The following is a 20545-nucleotide window of genomic DNA, read 5'->3' on the forward strand; positions in this document are numbered from 1 at the left end:
AATGGTTTGAGCTTAACAAAACAGCGGCAGTCTAGGACTTTTTTTCTCGTCCACGGCTGCCGCTCTTAACTCCAGTTGATTTGAAGCTTATTTTAAATCTTGAATACCGACACCGTTTGATTCATCTCTTCCGCTCTCTTGGCAAGCATGTTAGCACCTGCAGACACTTCCTGCATGGATGCAGTAGTTTCCTCGACTACGCTTGCGACTGTTTGAGTAGAATCTGCTGCACGTTCGGAGATTTCAGCAATTTTCTTCATCGATTCCACCATAGAAACGGTTCCTTCATTTACGGATCTTGCTTCTAAAGCCGCCGTGTCCACCTCACCGCTCACTTCTTCAACGGCACCTACAATCTCAGAAAAAACGTTACCTACACCTTCGACAAGCATCATACCTTCATTCAGAGATTGAACACCTTCATTCATTGAAATCACAACTTCATCTGTTCTTAAGGTAATTTCGTTGACGAGCGAAGAGATCTTGCCTGTTGCTTCACTTGCTTGTGCCGACAGATTGCGTACTTCATAAGCGACAACCGCAAACCCTTTTCCCTGCTCTCCCGCCCTCGCAGCTTCTATACTCGCATTTATTGAAAGCAAGTTGGTTCGGGCTGCTATATCACGGATCATAGCTGTGATCTGTCTGATCTCCGCAGACTTTTCTCCTAGAATATTTACCACTTCAGCGGATTGAGTTACCTTGGTATGCACATCTCTTATTTGGGAGACAGTCGAAGACATTTGGGTTTTCCCGTTGTTTGCTTTTTCTTGTGCTTGGGTTGTGAGATTAGCCACATGAACAAAGCGATTGGTTATGTTGTCTACACTTTTAGAAACGTCTACCGTGTAATTCAGCGTTTCAGCTATATCTGCAAGCTGTGTCTGAGATCCCTCTGCAACTTGAGTGGCACTTATAGCTATCTGCTCGGTAGCGATGCTTGTCTGTTCCGCACTGGCCGTTAACTGTTCAGCCGTAGAGGCAACCAGTAAGGAATTATCCACAACTTCCTTTAAAAGGTTGCGCAGTGAATCGCACATTTCATTAAAATCGGATGCCAGTTCCCCGACCTCATCTTTTGACTGGACTCTAAGGGGCTCCACTTGCAGGTCCCCCCTCGTTACCAGCTTTATCTGTTCCGCTATCTTTAATATGGGCTTAGTGAACGATTGAGCCAGTAAAAAAGAACCGATGATTCCAAGGATCGTACATATGATAGTCAGAGAAATCATCAAAATTCTACCTGAATGGTAAGATTGACTCGATTGATTAGCGGCATCAGTTGCGTATTGCTCATTAAGTAGCTTCAGTTTATTTACATCTTCTAATGCTGCCTTATAAATAGAAGAATTTCCATGAATGATCATGTAGGCCATCACTTTGTCGTTTTCTTCCATGGCAGCGGAAACCACCTTTAGATGGCGAAGATACATTGCCCACTGACCATAAAAGTTGGTGAACAGTTCTTTTTCCTCTGCCGTAGAGGCTAAACTTTGATATTCATTTACACTCTTATCCATTGAAGCTGTAGCTTTGGTTAGTTCTTCTTGATAAGTACTGCGAACAGCCGCATCCTCTTCAAGTATCAATCGAACAGTGAGTCTATCGATTTCTGTAATCTGCTTATCCATACCCTGAAGAAGAATAACCGCGGGTAAAGACCTGTTATTTACCTTGTCAGAAGCCTCACCCATTTCCGACATTTTAATGACGCCTATAACACTTGAAAGGGACAGTACGATAACCAGTATGAGCGCTGCACTAATTATTTTTTTCTTTAACGTTAATTTAAACATCTTTATCTTCCTCCCGTAACAGGTCTCGTATCATCACTGCTGAGCTTTCCAGTATATGCGTATTTGGCGCAACAGCTCAGTCTTATCTATCTTTCCACTGATATAGCTTTGGATAGATGCTCCTGTGATGCCCCCATGATCAGGTGGAAGGGTTGCCATAAACGGCAGTGTCTTTCCGGTCGAGATATACGACTTGATTGATCGTCCCAAAGGATCGGCAGGCTCTAAATCAATATTTTTGAACGCAGGTACCGTATTAGCCTTGTTTACCAGAAAATCTTGTCCGGACTTGTCGTATACCAGCCAGTTCAGAAACTTCTTTGCTTCCTCTTGCTCCTGAGGTGTGGTAGCTGTGGAGTCAATGAAAATATACTTTGTTACACCGACTGTAATCTTAGCATTGTTAGGGTCATCCGTATTATCGCTTAACGGAAGGGGCAAAAAACCGTATTCCTCATTTGCTGTATCATTGCTCTTAATCCCAGCCCAAGCCCAGTTGCCCATAAACCAAAGCCCCACTTTTCCCTCTCCTAATGCTTTGGCTCCATCGTCATACGTGCTGTCCAAAGGCGAATTCTTATTGATGCTGTTATCCTTGAGCAAGTCTAAAGTTTGTACCCATCCAGACATTACATTATTCTGGGACATGTCTATGGAGTTATCCTGCATACCCTTAACAAACTCTGGAAAACCCCCAGGCTGAACAGAATAAGACAGAGCTAAAAGATGTGAGCCCAGAGACCAGTCCATTGGTGATAGCATGACCGGTGCTACTCCCGTCTTCTGAATCTTAGCCATTAATGAGTTCAGGTTGCTTCTACTTTTTACCGAGGAAGCATCAAAAGCCCCACCTGTTGCTTTGTCCAGCACTTTCTTATTGTAAATTAATCCGTAGCCTTCCACTGCAAATGGAAACCCCAGCACAGCATCACTTTTCTTAACGGCGTCAAGTCCATTTTCTATCGTATCAGCTACCCACTTTTCTTTGCTTAAATCAACGGCTTTATCCAGAAATTGCTGAGCATCCCCAGGATCAAGCATCGACATGGTAGCGGGAGTTCCTGAGCCGTACATCGACATCAGCTTTTGATATGCAGACGTCCCCTCAGGAGCGGTTATAATCTCTAAAGATACTTCAGGGTGCTCTTGATTGTATTGTTTTGCTACTTCTTCTAATTGGGTTTTTATTTCAGATTTGGAATTCAAAAGTGTAATCTTGGTCGTCTGCTGTGATACTGGTGAAGCTGAACAACCTATAAACATCATTAAACATACTAGAGAAATCGCAACTTTTAGCTGTTTTCTCATTAACTTTCCCCCTAAAGATTTACTTTGATAAATTTTATGAATAATATTCAGTGTTATCGACATAATTCTCCAGGAAGATTAGCAATTTTTAGTTGGTAAATATCGGAAGGTAATTAAATAGTACAAACTGGTTGTTACGTTAAGTTAACGGACAGGACAGCGCAACGTTTTTTTATCCAGTTGCGTCTTAATATGGGGGAAAGTTACTGCGCAACAAATTTAACCGAAAAAGGAGCAATCATTTATGAAAAAAGCATTCTTTGCGGCTTTTCTTGCAATTTTTTTATTTATTTCATCGTCCACAACTTATGCAGCACAAAATCAGATCAAAGTTGACGGTGTGGCTATTACATCCGATGTGAAGCCCGAAATGAAGAATAAACGCGCTATGGTACCTCTACGTGTTATAAGCGAAAGTTTGGGGGCTAGTGTCGAATGGTCCGATTCCGAGGTTATTCTCGCTAAAAGCGAGATGAAAGTAAAATTAGCAGTAAACAGAAGCATAGCGGAGAAAAATGGTAAAAAGATGCTGCTTGATGTAAAACCATATACGAAAAATAATCGCATATATGTTCCACTTCGTTTTATTGCAGAGGCGTTTGGCTGCAATGTTAATTACAGCAACTTTGCAGTGACTGTTGATACTAAACCATTGTTCATAAACGGTGTACAAGTAAAAGCACTTCAACAGGAATACCGTATGACTTTGCGGCGTAGTTCAGCAAATTCATGGCAATGCATATAATGAAACCATTTATAATATTTTTGCAAAAAACAAAGGTAAAAAGGTCGAAGCACCTGCAAACTATTCTTGGAGCTTAACTCTTGACACACCTGGATCTTATTATAAAAATGCACAATATGATTTTTTAGACCAAAAAGGGAAAAGCTTAGCTCGTTTTGATATATATTCTTTAATTCGCACTTATCCACCTGAACTTTTAACAGGCTACCCAGAGACTTTGATTCATGATGTATCGAATGATGAGTGGTATTTGTTTAACGATACCGCAGGAAAATCCATTTATCAGTTAATGGATACCGCTGGGAAAAATGGTTTTCTGAAGATTATAAGTAACACAGTTGTATAATGTGATTTTTTCTTATTACACTTTTTTGTCTCCAAAAGATAAAAGGCGAATTCCCAGCTGAACATAAGCAGCACAGGAGTTCGCCTTTTTTAATCGCATATAAGCTGAACTCTTCATTTTACATAGAAGCGGAATGACGTTATTTTTCCATCTGTAGCATTTCTGACTCATAGGACTGAAATGCATTTTCCATACCCATCACTACATCTTTAATCTTCATGTATCCTTTGGTATACGGCTCCGAATCGCGAATTTCTTCCCACATATAGTGATATTGCTTCATGTCCTCCGTTTCGCATACGACGAAATCGGTGTAGTCCTTTCCAGGCAGTGCTTCTGCATCAAAAAAACGAACCTGAACATGTTCGCTATATTTTTGAATGGTAGCCTGCAAGGCCCTCGCATGTTTTCGACGTTCTTCTCGAGGCAAAGCCAACCAGGAAGGGTAGAATTCCAACAATACAATCATCATATAACGCATATGCCTATCTCCTTTTTTGGTGAAGCTTGAATGATTTATCATTATTGTACGCTGCTCGTCTACAAAGTCTCATTAACATAGGTTAATGCGGATCACTACGCAGCAAACGACTAAGTGATACAGGAGAGACGCCTATGTACGAAGCTATATGATATTGGGCAACTCGTTTGTCCAATCCGGGGTATTTGAGAAGAAAAGCATGATAACGCTCCTTAGCGGAAAGATACAATAATTCGCGCTCCCGTTCTTCTTTTCGAATATAAAGTCTTTCTACACTTTTACGGACGAATCTTTCCCACATATGGCTTGTATCCATAAGCTCCTTCAATACGTGATATGGAATTTCAATGACGACCGAATCTTCCATGGCCTCAATCGAAAAAGTGGATAGTTCTCCTTGGATCATAGCCCCATAAGAGGTTACGTAATCATCTTCTGGCGAAAAACCAGCATTATATTCTCTGCCATCTGCCAATGTATAAAATAAACGGAATAATCCCTCTGAACAAAAATAGGCATGTTTCACAGGCTCACCCGTTTCAATGAGAACCGTTCCCTGCTGAATATGCTTCACACAGGTTTGCTCTACAAACCTGTTCCAATCCTGCTCTATAATCGAGGCATGATGAGCCATTTTTTCTAATGAACGATAATAGGGATGCATCTGCTCACCGCTCCTTGACTTTTATAAAGGAATCGAAGATATTTTTTTGACTTCGTATATGAAAAACAGGGGTTATCCCTCAGGTCTAAGCAGACCTGCAGGACAACCCCCAGCGACGTGTTCTATCAGACTTCCGCAGCATCCTCTTCCACAAAAAGAGATACCTTGCGGATGCCATCCGCTCCGATCACGACAAGCCCCTGATCCGACAGACGGATTTCAGGGATAACGACCAGTGCGAGCAGTGACAGTGTCATCAGCGCGTTGTTCAGCATGCAGCCGGATTGCTGAAGCGCCCGGCTGATACTTTCGGACTGCGCAGCTACCTCCGCAAACGGAGCTGGGGACATCAGCCCGGCGATAGGCAGCGGGAAGCGCGTCTCACCCGAGGCGGATACGACCACCACGCCACCACGCAGGGCAACAGCCTGCTTCGCCGCCTGGGTCATGAGCTCGTCATCATTACCAATGACGAGCAGGTTGTGGCTATCATGCGCGACGGTCATGGCAATCGCAGCCGGCTCGGTGAAGCCGACACCTGTCACAAGTGCCACCGCGTGAGTGCCACTGGCATGATGGCGCTCGAAAACGGCTATTTTGCACAAATCCTGTGCAGGATCTGCCGTGACTTCTCCATTACGGACCGGAACGGTCATTCGCACTTCCTTCGTGTCCACGTGGTTTTCCGTAACACGAATCACCCGTACAGGTACATTCCCCTCCTGTACTGGAGCCGCAATGCGAAAATCTGCAGCACTCAGCTCTCGTCCCAGGTGGACCGTGTCCATCACTTCCGCAGGATAAACGAAGCCGTCCCAATCGGCGACCATTTGACCGTGCTCGGCCACCAGCTGGCCCGCTGCGATGGTAGCCGTCACATTCACTTCGGCCAATCGGCCATCAAGCAAAATAATGTCGGCAATCGCACCCGGAATGATCGCTCCGATATCCCTTGCCACGCCGAAGCGCTCTGCCGTATTCAGCGTGGCCATCTGAAACGCGGTTACGGGCTTGACGCCCTGTGCAATGGCATGACGCACGACGAAGTCCATCTGCCCTTCATGGAGCAGGGATTCTGCGCTACGGTCATCCGTTACCAGCATCATGCGGCGCGTGTCGAGACCCATTTCCGTGCTGGCTCGGATCGTCTCGGCCACATCATGCCATGCGGAGCCTTGCCGCATCTTGGCATACATGCCGAGCCGGATACGCTCGGCTACATCCTCGGGCGTGACACACTCGTGGTCGCCCGTAATTCCCGCGGCTGCATAGACCGGCAGACGCCAATCATCGGAGGCCCATGTAAAATGGCCATCCGCCACCTTGCCCGCGCGCAGCGTGGCCTGAATTTCCCCGATCATCACATCGTCTCCATAGACGACACCAGGGAAATTCATGACTTCGCCCAGCCCGATCATATCCGGGCCCCAGCTTAACGCCTCTGCGACTTCCGCGGGGCCGAAGGAGGCACCCGTCGTTTCCAGCTCTGGACCTGTGGAAGGCACGCAAGAAGCCACCTGCATGTAAGCAGCCAGCGGTGTCGTACGTGCTTCGTCCAACATCAGACGAAGCCCTTTTAGACCCAGTACATTGGAAATTTCATGCGGGTCAAAAAAACCACCCGTCACTCCCAACGGCAGTACAGCCTTAGCGAACTCCGTTACGGTCAGCTGTGTGCTTTCGATGTGACAATGTCCGTCCAGTAACCCCGGTGCCATATAGCGGCCTTCCGCTTCAATGATTATGGTGTCTTCTCCAATCGTATGACTGACGTCCCTACCGACGTAAGCGATACGAGAACCTTGCACAGCAATAGACATGCCCGGTAGCAATTCGCCCGATACCACATTGACCAGCGTTCCTCCGCGGATCACCAGCGATGCCTTGCGCTCCCCTCTAGCTGTAGCCACCAGCTCGGGTACACAGTCCGCCAGCGGCGGGCGTTGAAATACACTCTTCATGTCCATTACGTTTGTAACCTCCGTTTATGCTTCTTACCTGTTTTGCTTATTTGCTTATGTTACTGGAATACGCTCCATAATGCCAGCCAACTCTACATCTATTCAAGCATCGCATGGGTTTCTAAGGCATTTGTCCCCAGCTGATTGCCAATGTCCTCTCTATAGAACACGATCACTTTCTTCCACTTTGCGGGTATACGTATCCGAATCCCGTAAACTCACGAATGGCGTAATCTCCCCTATGCTATAAATATGCAGCAGATGCATCGCTCGCGTACAGGCGGTGTAGAACAACTTACGCTCACTCTCACGCTGGTATTGTTTCGCTGATCCGTCATAAATCAGGACCGCATCGAATTCCACGCCTTTTGCCAGGTAGGCCGGAATGATATGAATCCCCTTTTCAAAAGCAGGAGTTGTTTTCTTAATTAATTTTGGCTTCACTGACAGCTGTCCTTCCAGCGCTTCGTAGGCTGCCGCGCTTTCGTCAGCATTTTTACAGATCACCGCGATGGATTCATAGCCTTCTGCCAACAATTCTGTGACATTCCCAACTATCAATTGATGCAACTTTTCAAGCGAACGCACCTCGGTTACAAGAGGTTTCTCACCCTTACGGTTAAACGGTACAATATGCTCTCCCCCAGGGACCATGCCCCGGGTAAATTCCACAATCTCCTGTGTTGAGCGATAGCTACGTGTGAGGGAAATCATCTCGGTCTGATCTGCACCATACAACTCATACAATGGCTCTGCATCCTGAAGCACCGAGGCATGGGCATAGATGGCCTGATTAAAATCACCCAGTGCCGTCATTTTAGCCTGTGGAAATAAACGCTTGAAGAACGCCAGCTGGAATGGGGAATAGTCCTGTGCCTCATCAATAAACACGTGACGGATGTTGCTATTGGAACGAAAGCCCAGCATCAGCTCACGCAAATATAAAAAGGGTGTCACATCCTCATACGCTAACTCCCCAGCCTGAATTCGTTCCAGAGTTTGTCGACTAATTTCACCCCAGCTGACGGGCAGCTCTGCATGATTCGCCAGTTGGCTCAACAATGCCTCATTCATAAACAGCTCGCTGTAGAGCCGGGTCGTATCTACGAAGCGAAGCGCCTTAATCCATTTGCGCAGGGGCTTTAAGCGGTCACTGACCACCATACGCGCCAATATTTCTCTTTCACGCGTAAAATCGTCGAAGGTATCGCCCTTATTCTTGGATTTACGGCGCATGCGGTTATAGGCACGCTGATAATCCTCCGGCTCCATCAGATCCATCTGTTGATCCACCCATGGGGCGGAGCATTCTTCCTTACCAAAGCGGGCCAGCTCTTTGAGCATCCAATCCCGCAGCAATTCCAATCGGTTCGCCAGCCGCACCGTAGAGTCGAATTCATAAAACTTGCGTGCCATTTGCTCTACTGAAACTACCTCACGTCCCTGAAAGCGGATAGGTTTAAAACGCATTCCCTCCTGTTCCAAATACGTCTTGTAGCTTGTAATCACATGTAAGAATGTCTTGGACGACTTAAAGCGGATACCCTCCATCCTGGCTTCATACCCAGGCTGTAACGAAGCTGAAAGCACATATTCCAGCTGTTCAAATGGATCTTCTAACTGAAACTCCCGGCCCAAACGCCGCTCCAAATATTCCTGAAACGTGGCCTGAAGCATATTTTCCTCACCCAATTCAGGCAATACTGTCGATACATAACTGTTGAACATCGGGTTAGGCGAAAATAACACGACCTGATCTGCTCGTAAGCGATCCCGGTACTTATACAACAAATACGCTACTCTCTGAAGCGCAGCAGAGGTTTTGCCACTTCCTGCCGCCCCCTGAACAATGAGCATCCGGCTTCGATCATCACGAATGATGCGATTCTGCTCCCTTTGGATGGTAGCGACAATACTTTTCATTTGAGCATCCGAGCTGCGGCTCAATACAGCTTGAAGAAGTTCGTCTCCAATCGTCACCCCTGTATCGAACATAAAACGGATCTGTCCATCACGGATCGAGAATTGGCGCTTAAGCGTGAGTTCCCCTTCCATCTCCCCTGCCGGGCTCTTATATGAAGCGGGGCCCGGCATGTTATCGTAATAAAGATTGGAAATAGGCGCGCGCCAGTCGTAGATCAGAAACTCCTCATCTTGATTATCCAGCAGGGAGGCAATCCCCAGATAAACACGTTCCGCAGTCTGCCCTTTCTCAGCAAAATCAATGCGTGCAAAATACGGTGAATCAAGCAACTTTTTCAAACGACCTAACGCCTCTGTAGAATGCTTGTGTCTTCGTTCCCGCTCAGACAAAATCTCAGACTGCTGACGCAAACTGGTGGACGTCTCACCCACATCATCTGCCTCACTGAAATTGATCGTTACCTCATCCCAGAAGTCTTTACGCATATCGACGACATCTCCGCGCACAGAACCAACCTCTGTCTCTAGCTTCCGAATACGCCCGCTAATCACTGCGGTCACATCTTCTACTCTTCGTTGTTCTTCATTCCATTGCTGTTCAGTAGTCACTGGCATCGCTCCTGTTCCGTTTCCTCCTGCTCCATGCAGGGCTCCCTTGCGTACAAACTATGCTCTATTATGGACCCGGGCATACTCGCGGCATCCCCCTGATCCGGGAAAATTGACTAATCCTTTGAAGCATGCTATAATGTAACAAGAAGTGTAATTCACAACTTATGCATATGGTTTCACAATAAAACAGAGCATCCTCTATTGTAGCAAGTTCAGTCCCTGTTCGCAACCAGCGGGCTTTTTTTGTGCGTTCTGGCAACCATCTATTAACCTGTTCTTACATACTTGAATTCATTACATAAAAAAGCGACCGTCCATCTGATTGATGAATGCGGTCGCTTTTCTTTAGGAAATTCGCCTATCTGCTCTCTTCTACAGGATGAATATGATCGGCCAGTCTGCTCAACCTCTCCAGCTGATGACCATAGTCGTACATCGCCGCAGCCACAATGGACAGCCGCAGCATTCCTTCCTGACAATGGTCAAAACGTGTGATCGCATGCTTCATAAATTCGCCGTTGGCTTGCTGAAACAATTCACTTTCGTCCTCATTCGGTTTTAGCTTATTTTCGAATTTCAGTAGAGCATGCTCGTGAAAACGAATCAGCAGCTCCAGATGACTGTCAAAAAAAGCATCCGTTCCTTTTGGCCGTAAAGACTGGAAGTAGTGTCTTTCCACCGCATCCAGTACCTCATATCCTTTGTGTAAACTTCCGAGCATTTGTTTGTATACTACCATTTGTCTCGTTTGACTAAACTTGGAGCGCTTGAGCTTCTTCTGCTCTTCCTCGAACAAATGATATTTGTCCGACAGCGATTTAATGGCTCCCTCCAGATTTCCTTTTTCCTCTTTAAAGACAGACTCCTTAATCTCATCGGAAATGGCAGTACGCAGCAGCAAGGACATGCTGTTAAATACATTTTGAATCTGATTAATAAACTGCCTTTTCGGTTTCGGGGGAAAAACACTAACATTGATGACAAAAGCAGACACAATCCCAATCAAAGTGAGCGCAAAGCGGGTCACCGCAAATTTCCAGTCCCCTGAGGCTTCCATTACAGAAACAACAGTCACGAGTGTCAATCCAACCGTATCAGCCATATTTATTTTCAGACATATCATAAGTACCAATACACATACCAGTCCAACTGCAATCGGCTCATTCGAAAATACCATTCCGCCCAGCAACGCCATGATTGCACCTAGTGTGCTTGTTTGGAGTTGATCCAGAAAATAACGCCACGACCTATATATCGACGGTTGCATGGCAAAAATAGCGGCTATCGCTGCCCCCACAGGCGAATGGGTGTTCAAAAGCGTGCTCAGAAAAAGGGCGAGCGTCACTGCGATTCCCGTTTTTAACACCCGTGCTCCAAAAGCCAAAGCCATCCCTCCTGCTTACCTTTCAAATTTATTCATACCGAATTACTATAATGAAAATTCAATGTAAAGTCCATGCTTTATTATTACCCAAAACAATCGGAGATCAGGAATATTTATGAAATGTACAGTTCCTGATAGAATACATATCAACAGAATTAACTTATTTGCAACAACGTCACAGGAGGAACTCATCGTGTCATGGATTAGCAAAATGTTAGAAGAGCCCCGAAAGTGGCCGCGTAATATCCGATTGTTTTTTATGGCCAATCTGCTGTACCAGATGGGCACGGGAATGTTTTCTGTACTGTATAACCTGTATATCCAAGGGCTTGGCTTTGATGATGATATGAACGGCCGGGTGGTCAGCATGCAGGCGCTGGCGACGGCGTTGCTGTTCATTCCGGTCGGATTTTTGGGGGATCGGACGAGCCGCGAAAATATGCTGGTCATCGGCGCATTATTCAGCGGCCTGGCCTTTCTCGCCCGTACCTTTACAGATACCAGCGGAAGCATGTTGGTATTTGCCGTAATCTCAGGTGTATTCGCCGCCTTTATTCAGGTGCTGGCTGTGCCTTTTTTAGCGGAAAGCATAAGTAAAGCTCAACGCTTAAAAATATTCAGCTATTACTCAGCTCTTGTACTGGCAGCCCAGGTTCTGGGTAGCTTCGGGGGTGGCGTACTCGCAGATGGGCTGCAGACGTGGGGAATCACACCGCTATCCAGTCTGCGGGTCGCTCTGTTCCTTGGAGGAATGGCAACATTGACCGCCTTTATTCCTCTATTGTTCATCACAAAAACTACAGCAACCGTAGAAGCACCAGCTCCTGCTGAATCTTCACCTCAAACAGAACAAGTACATACACCGCACAGTGCACCCGATATCCCTGCCTCAGAGACGCCTACTGCTGCTTCTGATCGCCGGGTTATTGGACAATTTGTTCTGGCCCAGTTTTTTCTTGGGTTAGGTTCAGGTCTGGTCATCCCGTATCTTAATTTGTATTTTACGAACCGCTTCTCCGTATCGCTCAGCGCAATGAGTTTACTGATTGCACTCGGCCAGCTCATGACCATCCTCTCCATGTTGATCGGGCCTACCCTCGGCAGCCGGATTGGACTGGTCAGAGCTGTAGTTGGCTTCCAACTGCTTTCGCTACCCTTCCTTCTCATTACCGGCTTTACGAACGTGCTATGGATCGCTTCCATCAGCTTTCTATTCAGGCAAGCGCTAATGAATGCAGCCAATCCGCTGCAAACCGCCATTCTCGTCGAACGTGTGTCAGATAAAAATCGCGGCATTGCCAACTCCATTCTCCAGACGACCTGGATGCTAGGCACCGCAGGTATGGGACCTGTACAAGCCTATTTGGTTACAACATATGGCAACTACTGGGGCTATGCCATCACATTTAGCATGACAGGTGTTTTCTATATTTTGTCCTCCCTCGTCTATTACAGAATGTTCCGAGAAAAGCGCCCGTCCGCGGGCCAGCTTTTACAAAACCCAGCAAGCCCGTAAACAAAATCATGACACAATAAAAGCCGGAGCCTCCAAGCGGACTCCCCTGGAACGTCATAGGATAAATGAGAATGGCGAGGAGGAATGAAGGCATGCTTCGAGTTGCATTATTTACGGACACGTATACGCCTGACGTGAATGGCGCTGCTCTGACCCTGGAACGATGGATTGGCTATCTGGAGACACATGGAGTATCTACGCTCGTCTTCGCACCGGAGGCAGACCATCATCTGCCCTCTGGGCCGGGTGTAGAGCGATTTCGGAGTATTCCCTTTTTATTGTACCGGGAATGCAGACTTGCGATCCCCAACGCCAAACAGATCAACGAGCGTCTGTCAGCCTTTTCCCCGCATCTGATTCATGTCGCTACTCCATTTAACCTTGGCCTGTATGGAACAAGCTACGCAGCCAAACACCATATTCCACTCGTCGCCTCATATCACACCCACTTTGATAAATACCTCGAATATTACAAGCTTCGCTGGCTTGAACCTGCGTTATGGAAATACATGCTCTGGTTTCACAGACATTGCGAAAGGGTATATGTCCCTTCTCAATCAACCATGGAATTGTTGCACAATAAAGGAATGGGGCAGCTCGAAATCTGGAGTAGAGGCATTGATACTGACCGATTCCAACCAAAGGTGGACCGTAATGCAGTATGGAAGAAATGGGGCGTTCATGCAGATGCATTTGTTATTTTGTATGTAGGCAGGCTTGCACCGGAAAAGGGGATAGACACGTTACTGGATTCCTATCTCCAGTTACCCGATGACGTCCGCGCAGCCTCTGTGCTGGTCATTGCAGGAGATGGTCCATTGTATAAGGTCAAAACTGCAGCGGATCTAGGGGTGCCGGAGCATGCAGTCCACTGGCTTGGTTTTGTGAAAGGGCCGGAATTAGCTGAACTCTACGCCGCAGCCGACGTATTTCTCTTCCCTTCCACCACGGAAACCTTCGGCAATGTTGTACTGGAGGCTATGGCGAGCGGTACACCTGTGGTCGGTGCCAATGAAGGCGGGGTAAAAGATAATCTAATCCATGGAAATACAGGGCTATTGTGTCCTGCTGGGGACTCCGCTGCCTTTGCCAAAGCTGTACAGCTGTTGTACGAGGATGCCTCACTTCGTGATGCTATGTCCAGAGCTGGTAGAGCCTACAGCCTGGAGCAGACATGGGACCGTATTTTTGAACGGCTACTGGACAGCTACATGGACGCAGCAACCCTACACCTCGACAGCCGTCCCATGACGCGAATGTAGCCTTCAAAAACAGCGAAATTTCAGATAGCATGATAATGGCGGGTTAAATAAATTCTGCTAATACCTTAATTGCTTCAGCAGCTTGTTATGTACCCCACTCAACAAAATCACTGCGGTCAAGGCGCCGATGAACGCAAGAAGCATATCCCACTGGGTATCCCATACATCTCCCTGTGTGCCCAAAAAGGCTTCTGCTGCCGTTCCGGTTGCCTTGGCTACAGCAAACTCAATCAGCTCGTACACAGCGCTGATCGCAAGACACACACTAACCGTGAGGAAAGTAAGCCAGCTCCCGCTTCCCAAGGCCGTTTTACGCAACAGCACTTCCCTGACAATGAGTGCAGGTACAAAACCTTGTACAAAATGCCCAAGTCGATCATAATAATTGCGCTCCAGTCCGAACGTATCCCGAATCCAGTTGAACAGTGGCATTTCGGCATAGGTATAATGTCCACCGACAATCAGGATCAATGCGTGCAGCCAGATTAGGGTGTATACCAGATTGGTAAACCGAAATCTACGGTACAAAGCCGCCAGCAGCACAGCTCCCAAAACTGCCGGGAGAACTTCCAGTACCCATGTAAAATGATCCGCCGGGCGAATTAAAGACCAAATGAGGGCAAGCGCCAGCAATACAAGTAAAACAAGCGGGTAGCGATCATTTTTAGACCATGCCGTTGCCTGATTCATCTTCATTCCTCCTCACCCAAAGCTCTAGCCTTCGTTCGTTACGATATGTTTGACACGCCCAACCTGTCCGTCTGCCAAACGCACTTTGATTCCATGCGGATGACGCGGGGAATTGGTCAAAATATCTTTCACCGTTCCTCGCGTCAACTTACCGGTAGACTGATCCTTTTTAAGCACAATATCCACCTGAAGACCAGCGCGGATATCGGATCGATTCTGTCCGTTCATTGTAGCTATTCCTCCTTTGATTTACATTTTTTGATAATATTCAGCCACTCAGCTGCAATCAAATCACCAGCGACGCCATTCGTCTTGGCGGTTGTTCCCTATCCAGACTACGCACATCGTGGATACATAGCTGACGAGCAAAATGACGAATAGCATCCCACTAAACTCCACAAAATGAGTACGTTGCAAGGAGTCTGCCCATATGGAAGATACCTGTGCATACAGTTGAGAGGGCGCAGAAACAATATCCCATGTGTTCCCTCGAAAGAAACGGCCAATGTAAATACCCAGGCTGCTCAACAAGAGTACCGCCAGCATAAACAGCCAACTAACAAGCCCACCACGTGCACGTTGTACCAACTGTCGTACGGATTCGAGCGATACAAAACCCATTGTCAGGCCAAGTACGGCTACCAGCAGCATCCCCAGTACATGATTCCAAAAGTACGGATTGCCCCAGAAACGTTGCTCCCCGAGAAATGGATATCTGGCGAATACATGCAGCAAATCTGTGATCAAATAGGGTGTATTGGGATAAAAGAAAAGCCATGCCGCCCCCATAGCCCAGAGTAAAAATGTCCTCGTTCCCCGCCTCCACGAGCTGTACATTACATCAAGCAGTAACGTCAACAGCATAGGAATCCAGGCCAACATCATATTCCACCAAATAAAAAGATAAGGGCGGCCCCCTGAGGGCAGTCGCACGTTAATGATCCACAATGTACTGATTACGGAGCATAAGGCCAGTGCTAAAAAAACATAGATTTTTAGTGGATAATTTAACGATCTTAAACGGGCATACATATGTGTCTTTCCCTCCTTGTAACCGTCCTGCCTTCCTGACGTTCCAATTTACACCTGTTCTGGACAGTGTACACCACAATGGCTTCAAGCTCAATGGAAGCGCTCTACCTCTGCATCAATGAACACAAAAAAACATCCGTTCTCCGGGAATGGACTTCATCCCCGAAAAATAGATGCTTACTGTGTTTTAGACTTCACTCACAGGTAAAGGCGTAGCTCCGGTAGTTTTAATATTCGGGCAGCATGAATTAGCGTAATATCGCTAACGGCATTATAAATTTCGTCACTAATCCCGTCCATTCGCCATCCGGCGTCCGGGATGCACAATTACCGCTTTTGCTCCATAATGATGCGCATATTCCACAGATTGCACCAGCAGCTCTATCGCACGTTGTCGCTTGGTTTCAACGTCAAACCCGAGCAGAACGGAATTCGTGCCGTAATCCGGATCTGGTGTATGAGGAAATGTATTATGCACACTCGATATGCCGATTTCTCCCCGCTCAATCATAGGCTCAATCGTCGTTAGCATTTCCCGGGTAATGTTATAGTTCAGCTCCACCCTGCTAAAGCCCAACTGACGGATTTCCTTTACAAGTTCTCGACCAACCGTATGCTTTTTTATATTCCAACAGTTAGTTGCTAAATAGACAGATTTCTTACAAATGATCTGTTACCACTTAACTCCCAAGCCTTCTTTTGTTATGTATATTAACATTATGAAAGCGCTCCACATATCACAAAAAATAAATTTATATTACAAAAAAAGCCTATCCATCATCTACTTAAAGACGGATAAGCTTTTACTGTTGTCTAACCTTGTATCCAATTGACTAATGAATGTACTGCCAATGTACCCGGCGCAGCTGCCACAAATGCTGATGAACCGTTGTGCAAAGCCAAAAATTCCACTGTTTTTGGAATACCGGGAGCCAGATCCAGATGGTTGTCGCTGAAAATGCCTTCCAGCTCTGCCGATAGCCACACGTGTCTAGCAAGTACATCCGAACACAGCATGAATCTGCTGCCCCCACTTCCCTGAATCTCTGTCACTTCAATTTTTGCCTGCGGTAAATCCATCTCTTTCGTGTCTGCAAAATAAATTTCACCAGAGGCGACCTGTTCACCATTCTGAGTCAGACACGCGACCAGCATATGCTCCGCACGGTTCAGGCCACTCAGCCATTTGTCGATAGGCAGTATATGTACAATTCCTGCACCGCCTGCTGGTTGCTTTACCTTAACGTTCTCTTCATGAACTGCCTGGCTGCTACGGATATGCAAAAGAGTCAGCCGCAGCGTACCTGATATCGGCTCTAGTGTATCGTTGACCAGATGCAGGGCCTTATTCCCCTGTTCTGTATCTGTTGCACTCAACAGCACATCAGCAAAGCTGCGCTTAGCCGTATATTGGAGCGCCTTCCAACGACCAAAATAGTCCATACTCGACCAGGAGGCAACGGGCCAGCAGTCATTCATTTGCCAGTATAATGTTCCCATGCAATAGGGCTTGTGACGACGATGCGCCTCTATAGCTGCTTTCATTGCTTCTGCCTGTAAAATTTGGCTCATGGGAAGAAAACATGTAAAATCCTTTGGCTCTCGCATGTATCGCTCCATATATTCTTTAATCAGACGATTGCCCGCATCGTTCTTCTGATGTGCCAGCATCACCTCAGATTCCAGCTCCAAATCCTTCTCTTCCGCATAAGTACGAACAGACTTGTATTCAGGAAAGGACTGAAAACCATATTCACTCATAAAACGACCCACATGTACATGATAATTCTCAAACGGCTCAGACGCGTGCCATACACCCCAATAATGAATATCACCTGCAGTTGAAGACCGATGGGCATGCTGGTTCCGATCTCGCGTCAGGTCAATCAGCGGGGAGGAGGGCCAATAGGCTGTCTGCGCAGACCAGGTGTGTACCGCCTCCGGTAGAATCCGATGAAAGAGTGTTTCATAATCATTCCATAGGCGTTCCCGTTGCTCAGGTGTGTAGTCCTTTTTCCAGCCCCAGCCTCCATTCTCTTCATAATGCGCCCATGCAGAATCGATCTCATTGTTGCCGCACCATAAGGCAATGCAGGGATGATGACGCAGCCGCTTAATATTATCCTCGGCTTCCTGTGCCACATTGTCCATAAAATCCTCATCCCCCGGGTACATACTGCAGGCGAACATAAAATCTTGCCACACGAGCAAACCGTATTCATCACAAAGCTCATAAAATATGTCTTGTTCATAAATACCGCCACCCCACACCCGCAGCATATTCATATTCGAGGCGGCTGCACTGGCAATTTCATACCGATATCGTTCCATCGTAACTTCAGTGACAAAGCTGTCATTCGGAATATGGTTAGCCCCTTTTGCAAACACAGGAATTCCGTTCAGCTCAAAATAAAAGCTCTCTCCTGCTGCATCCCGTTCACGTACAAGACGGATGGAACGCAGTCCCGTTTTTACTGATTTTTCCGCGATTACAGCTCCTTGTCCTTGCTCCACCAATTCGGCCACAAACGTATATAAATGCGGCTCCCCCAGTCCACGGCACCACCACAGCTTCGGCTTCTTCATCTCCAGCTCCAGCTCGACCGTCTGCTTCCCCTTCAGCAGCCGTACCGGCTTGGACCACACCTTCCCGTCAGCGGAAATACGCAACTCGGCATCTCTAATCTCATCTGCATTTTCGATCTCTACCACTGCCATGAGTTTAGCCCCTACCGAATTCACCTCGTCCTGTCGAATAAACAAGTCTCTCACGATCAGACCGGACCACGCCTCGATCCGGACCTCCCTCCAGATACCGCTCGTCACCAGCCTCGGTCCCCAGTCCCAACCATAGTGGTAGGGAGCCTTACGTGCGAAAACGCTTACCTTTTTGTCGGACAAACCACCGATCTCGGACTGATCATTGGGTGCAGGGAGTCCATAACCTAAGCTTTCCAGCTTGGGTACATCTTCAGCAATCGGAGAACGAAAACTGATTTCCAGCCGATTTTCCCCTTGCTGAACAATTGCCTTCACATCCTGTCTCCATACCCGAAACATATTATTGGCTGACAAGACATATTGGCCATTCACTTTTACATCCGCGTATGTGTCCAGACCTTCCAACACCAACTCTACACATTGACATTGAAGCTGATCTTCATTTATCTCAAAATGGGCTTCATATATCCAATCCTGCTTATCAATCCACTGTACCTCCATCTCGTTCATACCGATAAACGGATCAGGAATTTTGCCATGTCGTAAAAGATCAGTATGCACACAACCCGGCACTTTCGCGCTGAGCCACTCATCACTTTGCGCTTCCCTAAACCTCCAGCCATCCAACCCTATCACATTAACCATCGTCACAAGCCTCCTATAAGCATGATTGGGAACATCTGGATTCGTCAGTAACATAACAAAAATAACATTAAGCTAACAAAATAGTCAATTGTTTTTTAGAACAAATGGAAAAATACAAAATAAAAGTCGCCCTCTGCCCCTAAACAGGCTAAAAGCGACCTCCTTCGTCTTCACGGTGTATGGTGTCATAACACGTATCTGGACATTAACTATATGTGATTGTGCTGATGGGACGCTCACGGTCATCATTTTCCCGACTGATCCGGGGTGCATGAACTTCCCGTACGAATAGCTCAGCATGTAGCAACTTTTTCTCGACAGGCGAGTTCGGGTTCGTTATGCGCCATAACAACTGGTCCACTGCACGCATTCCCAGCAATTCCTTATCCACTCTCACCGTGGCATAAATCGGCATTTGTTCATTCGTATCGTCAAACCCGGTCACTCCGCAACGCCTCGGAACGTCAATCCCCTTTTCTTTCAGCACATCCACGACTTGCCCAGCAGTCACATCATTAGCACATACAAAAACCTCAGGCAGTTCGTCCTCGGACAACTTTTCCATTTCCTCAGCAAGCGCTTGCGCTCCCCTGTGAAGAAGAGCTTTAATCTGCCGCAATTCTACTCCGCTCATTTCCAGTGTGGAACGACATGCTTCCCAGCGTTCGTAGAAACTGTGAGCGTCATCAATATGACCCACAAACTGAAAGCGGGTATAGCCCCTGCACAGCAAGTCCTTCATTAATTCACTCATGCATGTGCGATTATCTGTAAACACCGTATCACTTAAAAATGCAGAATCCCAATGATCTACCATGACGACCGGAATACCCATCCGATAAATGTTCAGCAACAACGAAGTTGAAATCGTCCCCACTGTGATAATCCCTTTAATCGCCTCCGGGTTCAGTAAAGAAAACATATCTTCAGTCGAGGGCTCCGTTAACGTGATCATATCCATACCCTTACGGTTCAGACGCTCAGAAATCCCTTCAAATACTGGCCCCCAGTATCTAGATTCCCTGTTCTGATACCTAATATTCGGAAATAACACTAGCACGGTACCTGACCATTCTCTGGTATCTGTGTCCCGAGGCTCTACCCCTGTCATTTTGGGGTGACTGCGAAAATAGCCCATCTGGGCGGCAAGCTTGACCAGAACCGCCCTTGTCTCTTCACTTACACCGGGTTTGCCTGATAGTGCACGCGAAACAGCGAACTTTGAAACGCCCGCCGCATCCGCAATTTCTTGCAACGTTACTTTTCCACGCATCTTCTCACCCAACCCTATTCGGAGTCTTTTTCTATCGTAACCTTTCTAATACACGGGTGTACCTATAAACTGGTACCATCGTAGCATACTTTGTTTTAGATCATCAAATGATAGATTTGTACAAATCCACACCCTCCACCAAAATATGTTTGCTTAATAAAAAAACAAACCGCATAACAAGCAATT

The 20545-nt window shown here is 46.8% G+C and carries 14 protein-coding genes and 2 pseudogenes; 3 read left to right on the plus strand and 13 right to left on the minus strand.

The window, feature by feature from the left end; genetic code table 11:
- Window positions 1–92: 92 nt before the first annotated feature.
- Together MHB46_RS05060 and MHB46_RS05065 are read right to left on the minus strand one after the other, a co-directional pair.
- Window positions 93–1796: a methyl-accepting chemotaxis protein gene (locus MHB46_RS05060; protein WP_341161753.1), complete on the minus strand. Its 1704-nt coding sequence runs from the start codon at window positions 1794–1796 to the stop codon at window positions 93–95.
- Between the two features lie 33 nt (window positions 1797–1829).
- Complete coding sequence (locus MHB46_RS05065; RefSeq protein WP_341163685.1) at window positions 1830–3104, minus strand: ABC transporter substrate-binding protein; 1275 nt, start codon at window positions 3102–3104, stop codon at window positions 1830–1832.
- 244 nt (window positions 3105–3348) lie between these two features.
- On the opposite strand from MHB46_RS05065, the pseudogene MHB46_RS05070 reads away from it, so the two are divergent.
- Window positions 3349–4195, plus strand: a pseudogene (locus tag MHB46_RS05070) (copper amine oxidase N-terminal domain-containing protein).
- A gap of 139 nt (window positions 4196–4334) precedes the next feature.
- Here the strand turns inward: MHB46_RS05070 and MHB46_RS05075 are convergent.
- The 5 genes from MHB46_RS05075 to MHB46_RS05095 all read right to left on the minus strand — a co-directional run bounded on the left by MHB46_RS05075 (window position 4335) and on the right by MHB46_RS05095 (window position 11226).
- Window positions 4335–4676 (minus strand): darcynin family protein, encoded by a 342-nt coding sequence (locus tag MHB46_RS05075; protein ID WP_341161754.1) that lies wholly within the window; start codon window positions 4674–4676, stop codon window positions 4335–4337.
- Between the two features lie 82 nt (window positions 4677–4758).
- Window positions 4759–5340 carry a Crp/Fnr family transcriptional regulator gene (locus MHB46_RS05080; protein ID WP_341161755.1) on the minus strand — a complete coding sequence of 194 codons (582 nt, stop codon included), beginning with the start codon at window positions 5338–5340 and terminating at the stop codon, window positions 4759–4761.
- 125 nt (window positions 5341–5465) lie between these two features.
- Window positions 5466–7307, minus strand: a complete 1842-nt coding sequence (locus MHB46_RS05085; protein ID WP_341161756.1) for an adenine deaminase — start codon at window positions 7305–7307, stop codon at window positions 5466–5468.
- A 153-nt stretch (window positions 7308–7460) separates the two neighbouring features.
- Complete coding sequence (gene helD, locus MHB46_RS05090; RefSeq protein WP_341161757.1) at window positions 7461–9839, minus strand: RNA polymerase recycling motor HelD; 2379 nt, start codon at window positions 9837–9839, stop codon at window positions 7461–7463.
- Between the two features lie 355 nt (window positions 9840–10194).
- Complete coding sequence (locus MHB46_RS05095) at window positions 10195–11226, minus strand: FUSC family protein (protein ID WP_175405266.1); 1032 nt, start codon at window positions 11224–11226, stop codon at window positions 10195–10197.
- A gap of 187 nt (window positions 11227–11413) precedes the next feature.
- Here MHB46_RS05095 and MHB46_RS05100 point away from each other — a divergent pair, with 187 nt between their 5' ends.
- Together MHB46_RS05100 and MHB46_RS05105 are read left to right on the plus strand one after the other, a co-directional pair.
- Entirely contained in the window at window positions 11414–12736 is a 1323-nt protein-coding gene (locus tag MHB46_RS05100; RefSeq protein WP_445667583.1) for an MFS transporter, read from the plus strand.
- Window positions 12737–12828: 92 nt separating this feature from the next.
- A complete protein-coding gene (locus MHB46_RS05105; protein ID WP_341161758.1) occupies window positions 12829–13998 on the plus strand; it encodes a glycosyltransferase family 4 protein in 1170 nt (389 codons plus the stop codon).
- Window positions 13999–14055: 57 nt separating this feature from the next.
- Here the strand turns inward: MHB46_RS05105 and MHB46_RS05110 are convergent, their stop codons facing one another.
- The 6 genes and pseudogenes from MHB46_RS05110 to MHB46_RS05135 all read right to left on the minus strand — a co-directional run bounded on the left by MHB46_RS05110 (window position 14056) and on the right by MHB46_RS05135 (window position 20359).
- Window positions 14056–14688 carry a DUF2238 domain-containing protein gene (locus MHB46_RS05110; RefSeq protein WP_039270090.1) on the minus strand — a complete coding sequence of 211 codons (633 nt, stop codon included), beginning with the start codon at window positions 14686–14688 and terminating at the stop codon, window positions 14056–14058.
- Between the two features lie 24 nt (window positions 14689–14712).
- The gene (locus MHB46_RS05115) at window positions 14713–14916 is read right to left on the minus strand and encodes a YwbE family protein (RefSeq protein WP_039270088.1); all 204 of its coding nucleotides are present in this window, start codon (window positions 14914–14916) and stop codon (window positions 14713–14715) included.
- A 63-nt stretch (window positions 14917–14979) separates the two neighbouring features.
- Window positions 14980–15720 carry a DUF1361 domain-containing protein gene (locus tag MHB46_RS05120; protein ID WP_341161759.1) on the minus strand — a complete coding sequence of 247 codons (741 nt, stop codon included), beginning with the start codon at window positions 15718–15720 and terminating at the stop codon, window positions 14980–14982.
- Window positions 15721–16033: 313 nt separating this feature from the next.
- A pseudogene (locus tag MHB46_RS05125) lies at window positions 16034–16390 on the minus strand (sugar phosphate isomerase/epimerase); the annotation flags it as partial.
- 143 nt (window positions 16391–16533) lie between these two features.
- Window positions 16534–19086, minus strand: a complete 2553-nt coding sequence (locus MHB46_RS05130) for a beta-mannosidase (RefSeq protein WP_341161760.1) — start codon at window positions 19084–19086, stop codon at window positions 16534–16536.
- 205 nt (window positions 19087–19291) lie between these two features.
- Window positions 19292–20359, minus strand: coding sequence for a LacI family DNA-binding transcriptional regulator (locus MHB46_RS05135; protein WP_341161761.1), 1068 nt, complete (start codon window positions 20357–20359; stop codon window positions 19292–19294).
- Between the last annotated feature and the right edge of the window lie 186 nt (window positions 20360–20545).

It is taken from the genome of Paenibacillus sp. FSL H7-0703, from assembly GCF_038003485.1.
Taxonomy (GTDB): Bacteria; Bacillota; Bacilli; order Paenibacillales; family Paenibacillaceae; genus Paenibacillus; species Paenibacillus polymyxa_B.

What these genes read in the sequence shown, in the direction of transcription:
- MHB46_RS05060 (WP_341161753.1), bottom strand. Translation starts at nt 1,796, where the DNA reads ATGTTTAAATTAACGTTAAAGAAAAAAATAATTAGTGCAGCGCTCATA.
- MHB46_RS05065 (WP_341163685.1), bottom strand. Translation starts at nt 3,104, where the DNA reads ATGAGAAAACAGCTAAAAGTTGCGATTTCTCTAGTATGTTTAATGATG.
- MHB46_RS05075 (WP_341161754.1), bottom strand. Translation starts at nt 4,676, where the DNA reads ATGCGTTATATGATGATTGTATTGTTGGAATTCTACCCTTCCTGGTTG.
- MHB46_RS05080 (WP_341161755.1), bottom strand. Translation starts at nt 5,340, where the DNA reads ATGCATCCCTATTATCGTTCATTAGAAAAAATGGCTCATCATGCCTCG.
- MHB46_RS05085 (WP_341161756.1), bottom strand. Translation starts at nt 7,307, where the DNA reads ATGGACATGAAGAGTGTATTTCAACGCCCGCCGCTGGCGGACTGTGTA.
- helD (WP_341161757.1), bottom strand. Translation starts at nt 9,839, where the DNA reads ATGCCAGTGACTACTGAACAGCAATGGAATGAAGAACAACGAAGAGTA.
- MHB46_RS05095 (WP_175405266.1), bottom strand. Translation starts at nt 11,226, where the DNA reads ATGGCTTTGGCTTTTGGAGCACGGGTGTTAAAAACGGGAATCGCAGTG.
- MHB46_RS05105 (WP_341161758.1), top strand. Translation starts at nt 12,829, where the DNA reads ATGCTTCGAGTTGCATTATTTACGGACACGTATACGCCTGACGTGAAT.
- MHB46_RS05110 (WP_039270090.1), bottom strand. Translation starts at nt 14,688, where the DNA reads ATGAATCAGGCAACGGCATGGTCTAAAAATGATCGCTACCCGCTTGTT.
- MHB46_RS05115 (WP_039270088.1), bottom strand. Translation starts at nt 14,916, where the DNA reads ATGAACGGACAGAATCGATCCGATATCCGCGCTGGTCTTCAGGTGGAT.
- MHB46_RS05120 (WP_341161759.1), bottom strand. Translation starts at nt 15,720, where the DNA reads ATGTATGCCCGTTTAAGATCGTTAAATTATCCACTAAAAATCTATGTT.
- MHB46_RS05130 (WP_341161760.1), bottom strand. Translation starts at nt 19,086, where the DNA reads ATGGTTAATGTGATAGGGTTGGATGGCTGGAGGTTTAGGGAAGCGCAA.
- MHB46_RS05135 (WP_341161761.1), bottom strand. Translation starts at nt 20,359, where the DNA reads ATGCGTGGAAAAGTAACGTTGCAAGAAATTGCGGATGCGGCGGGCGTT.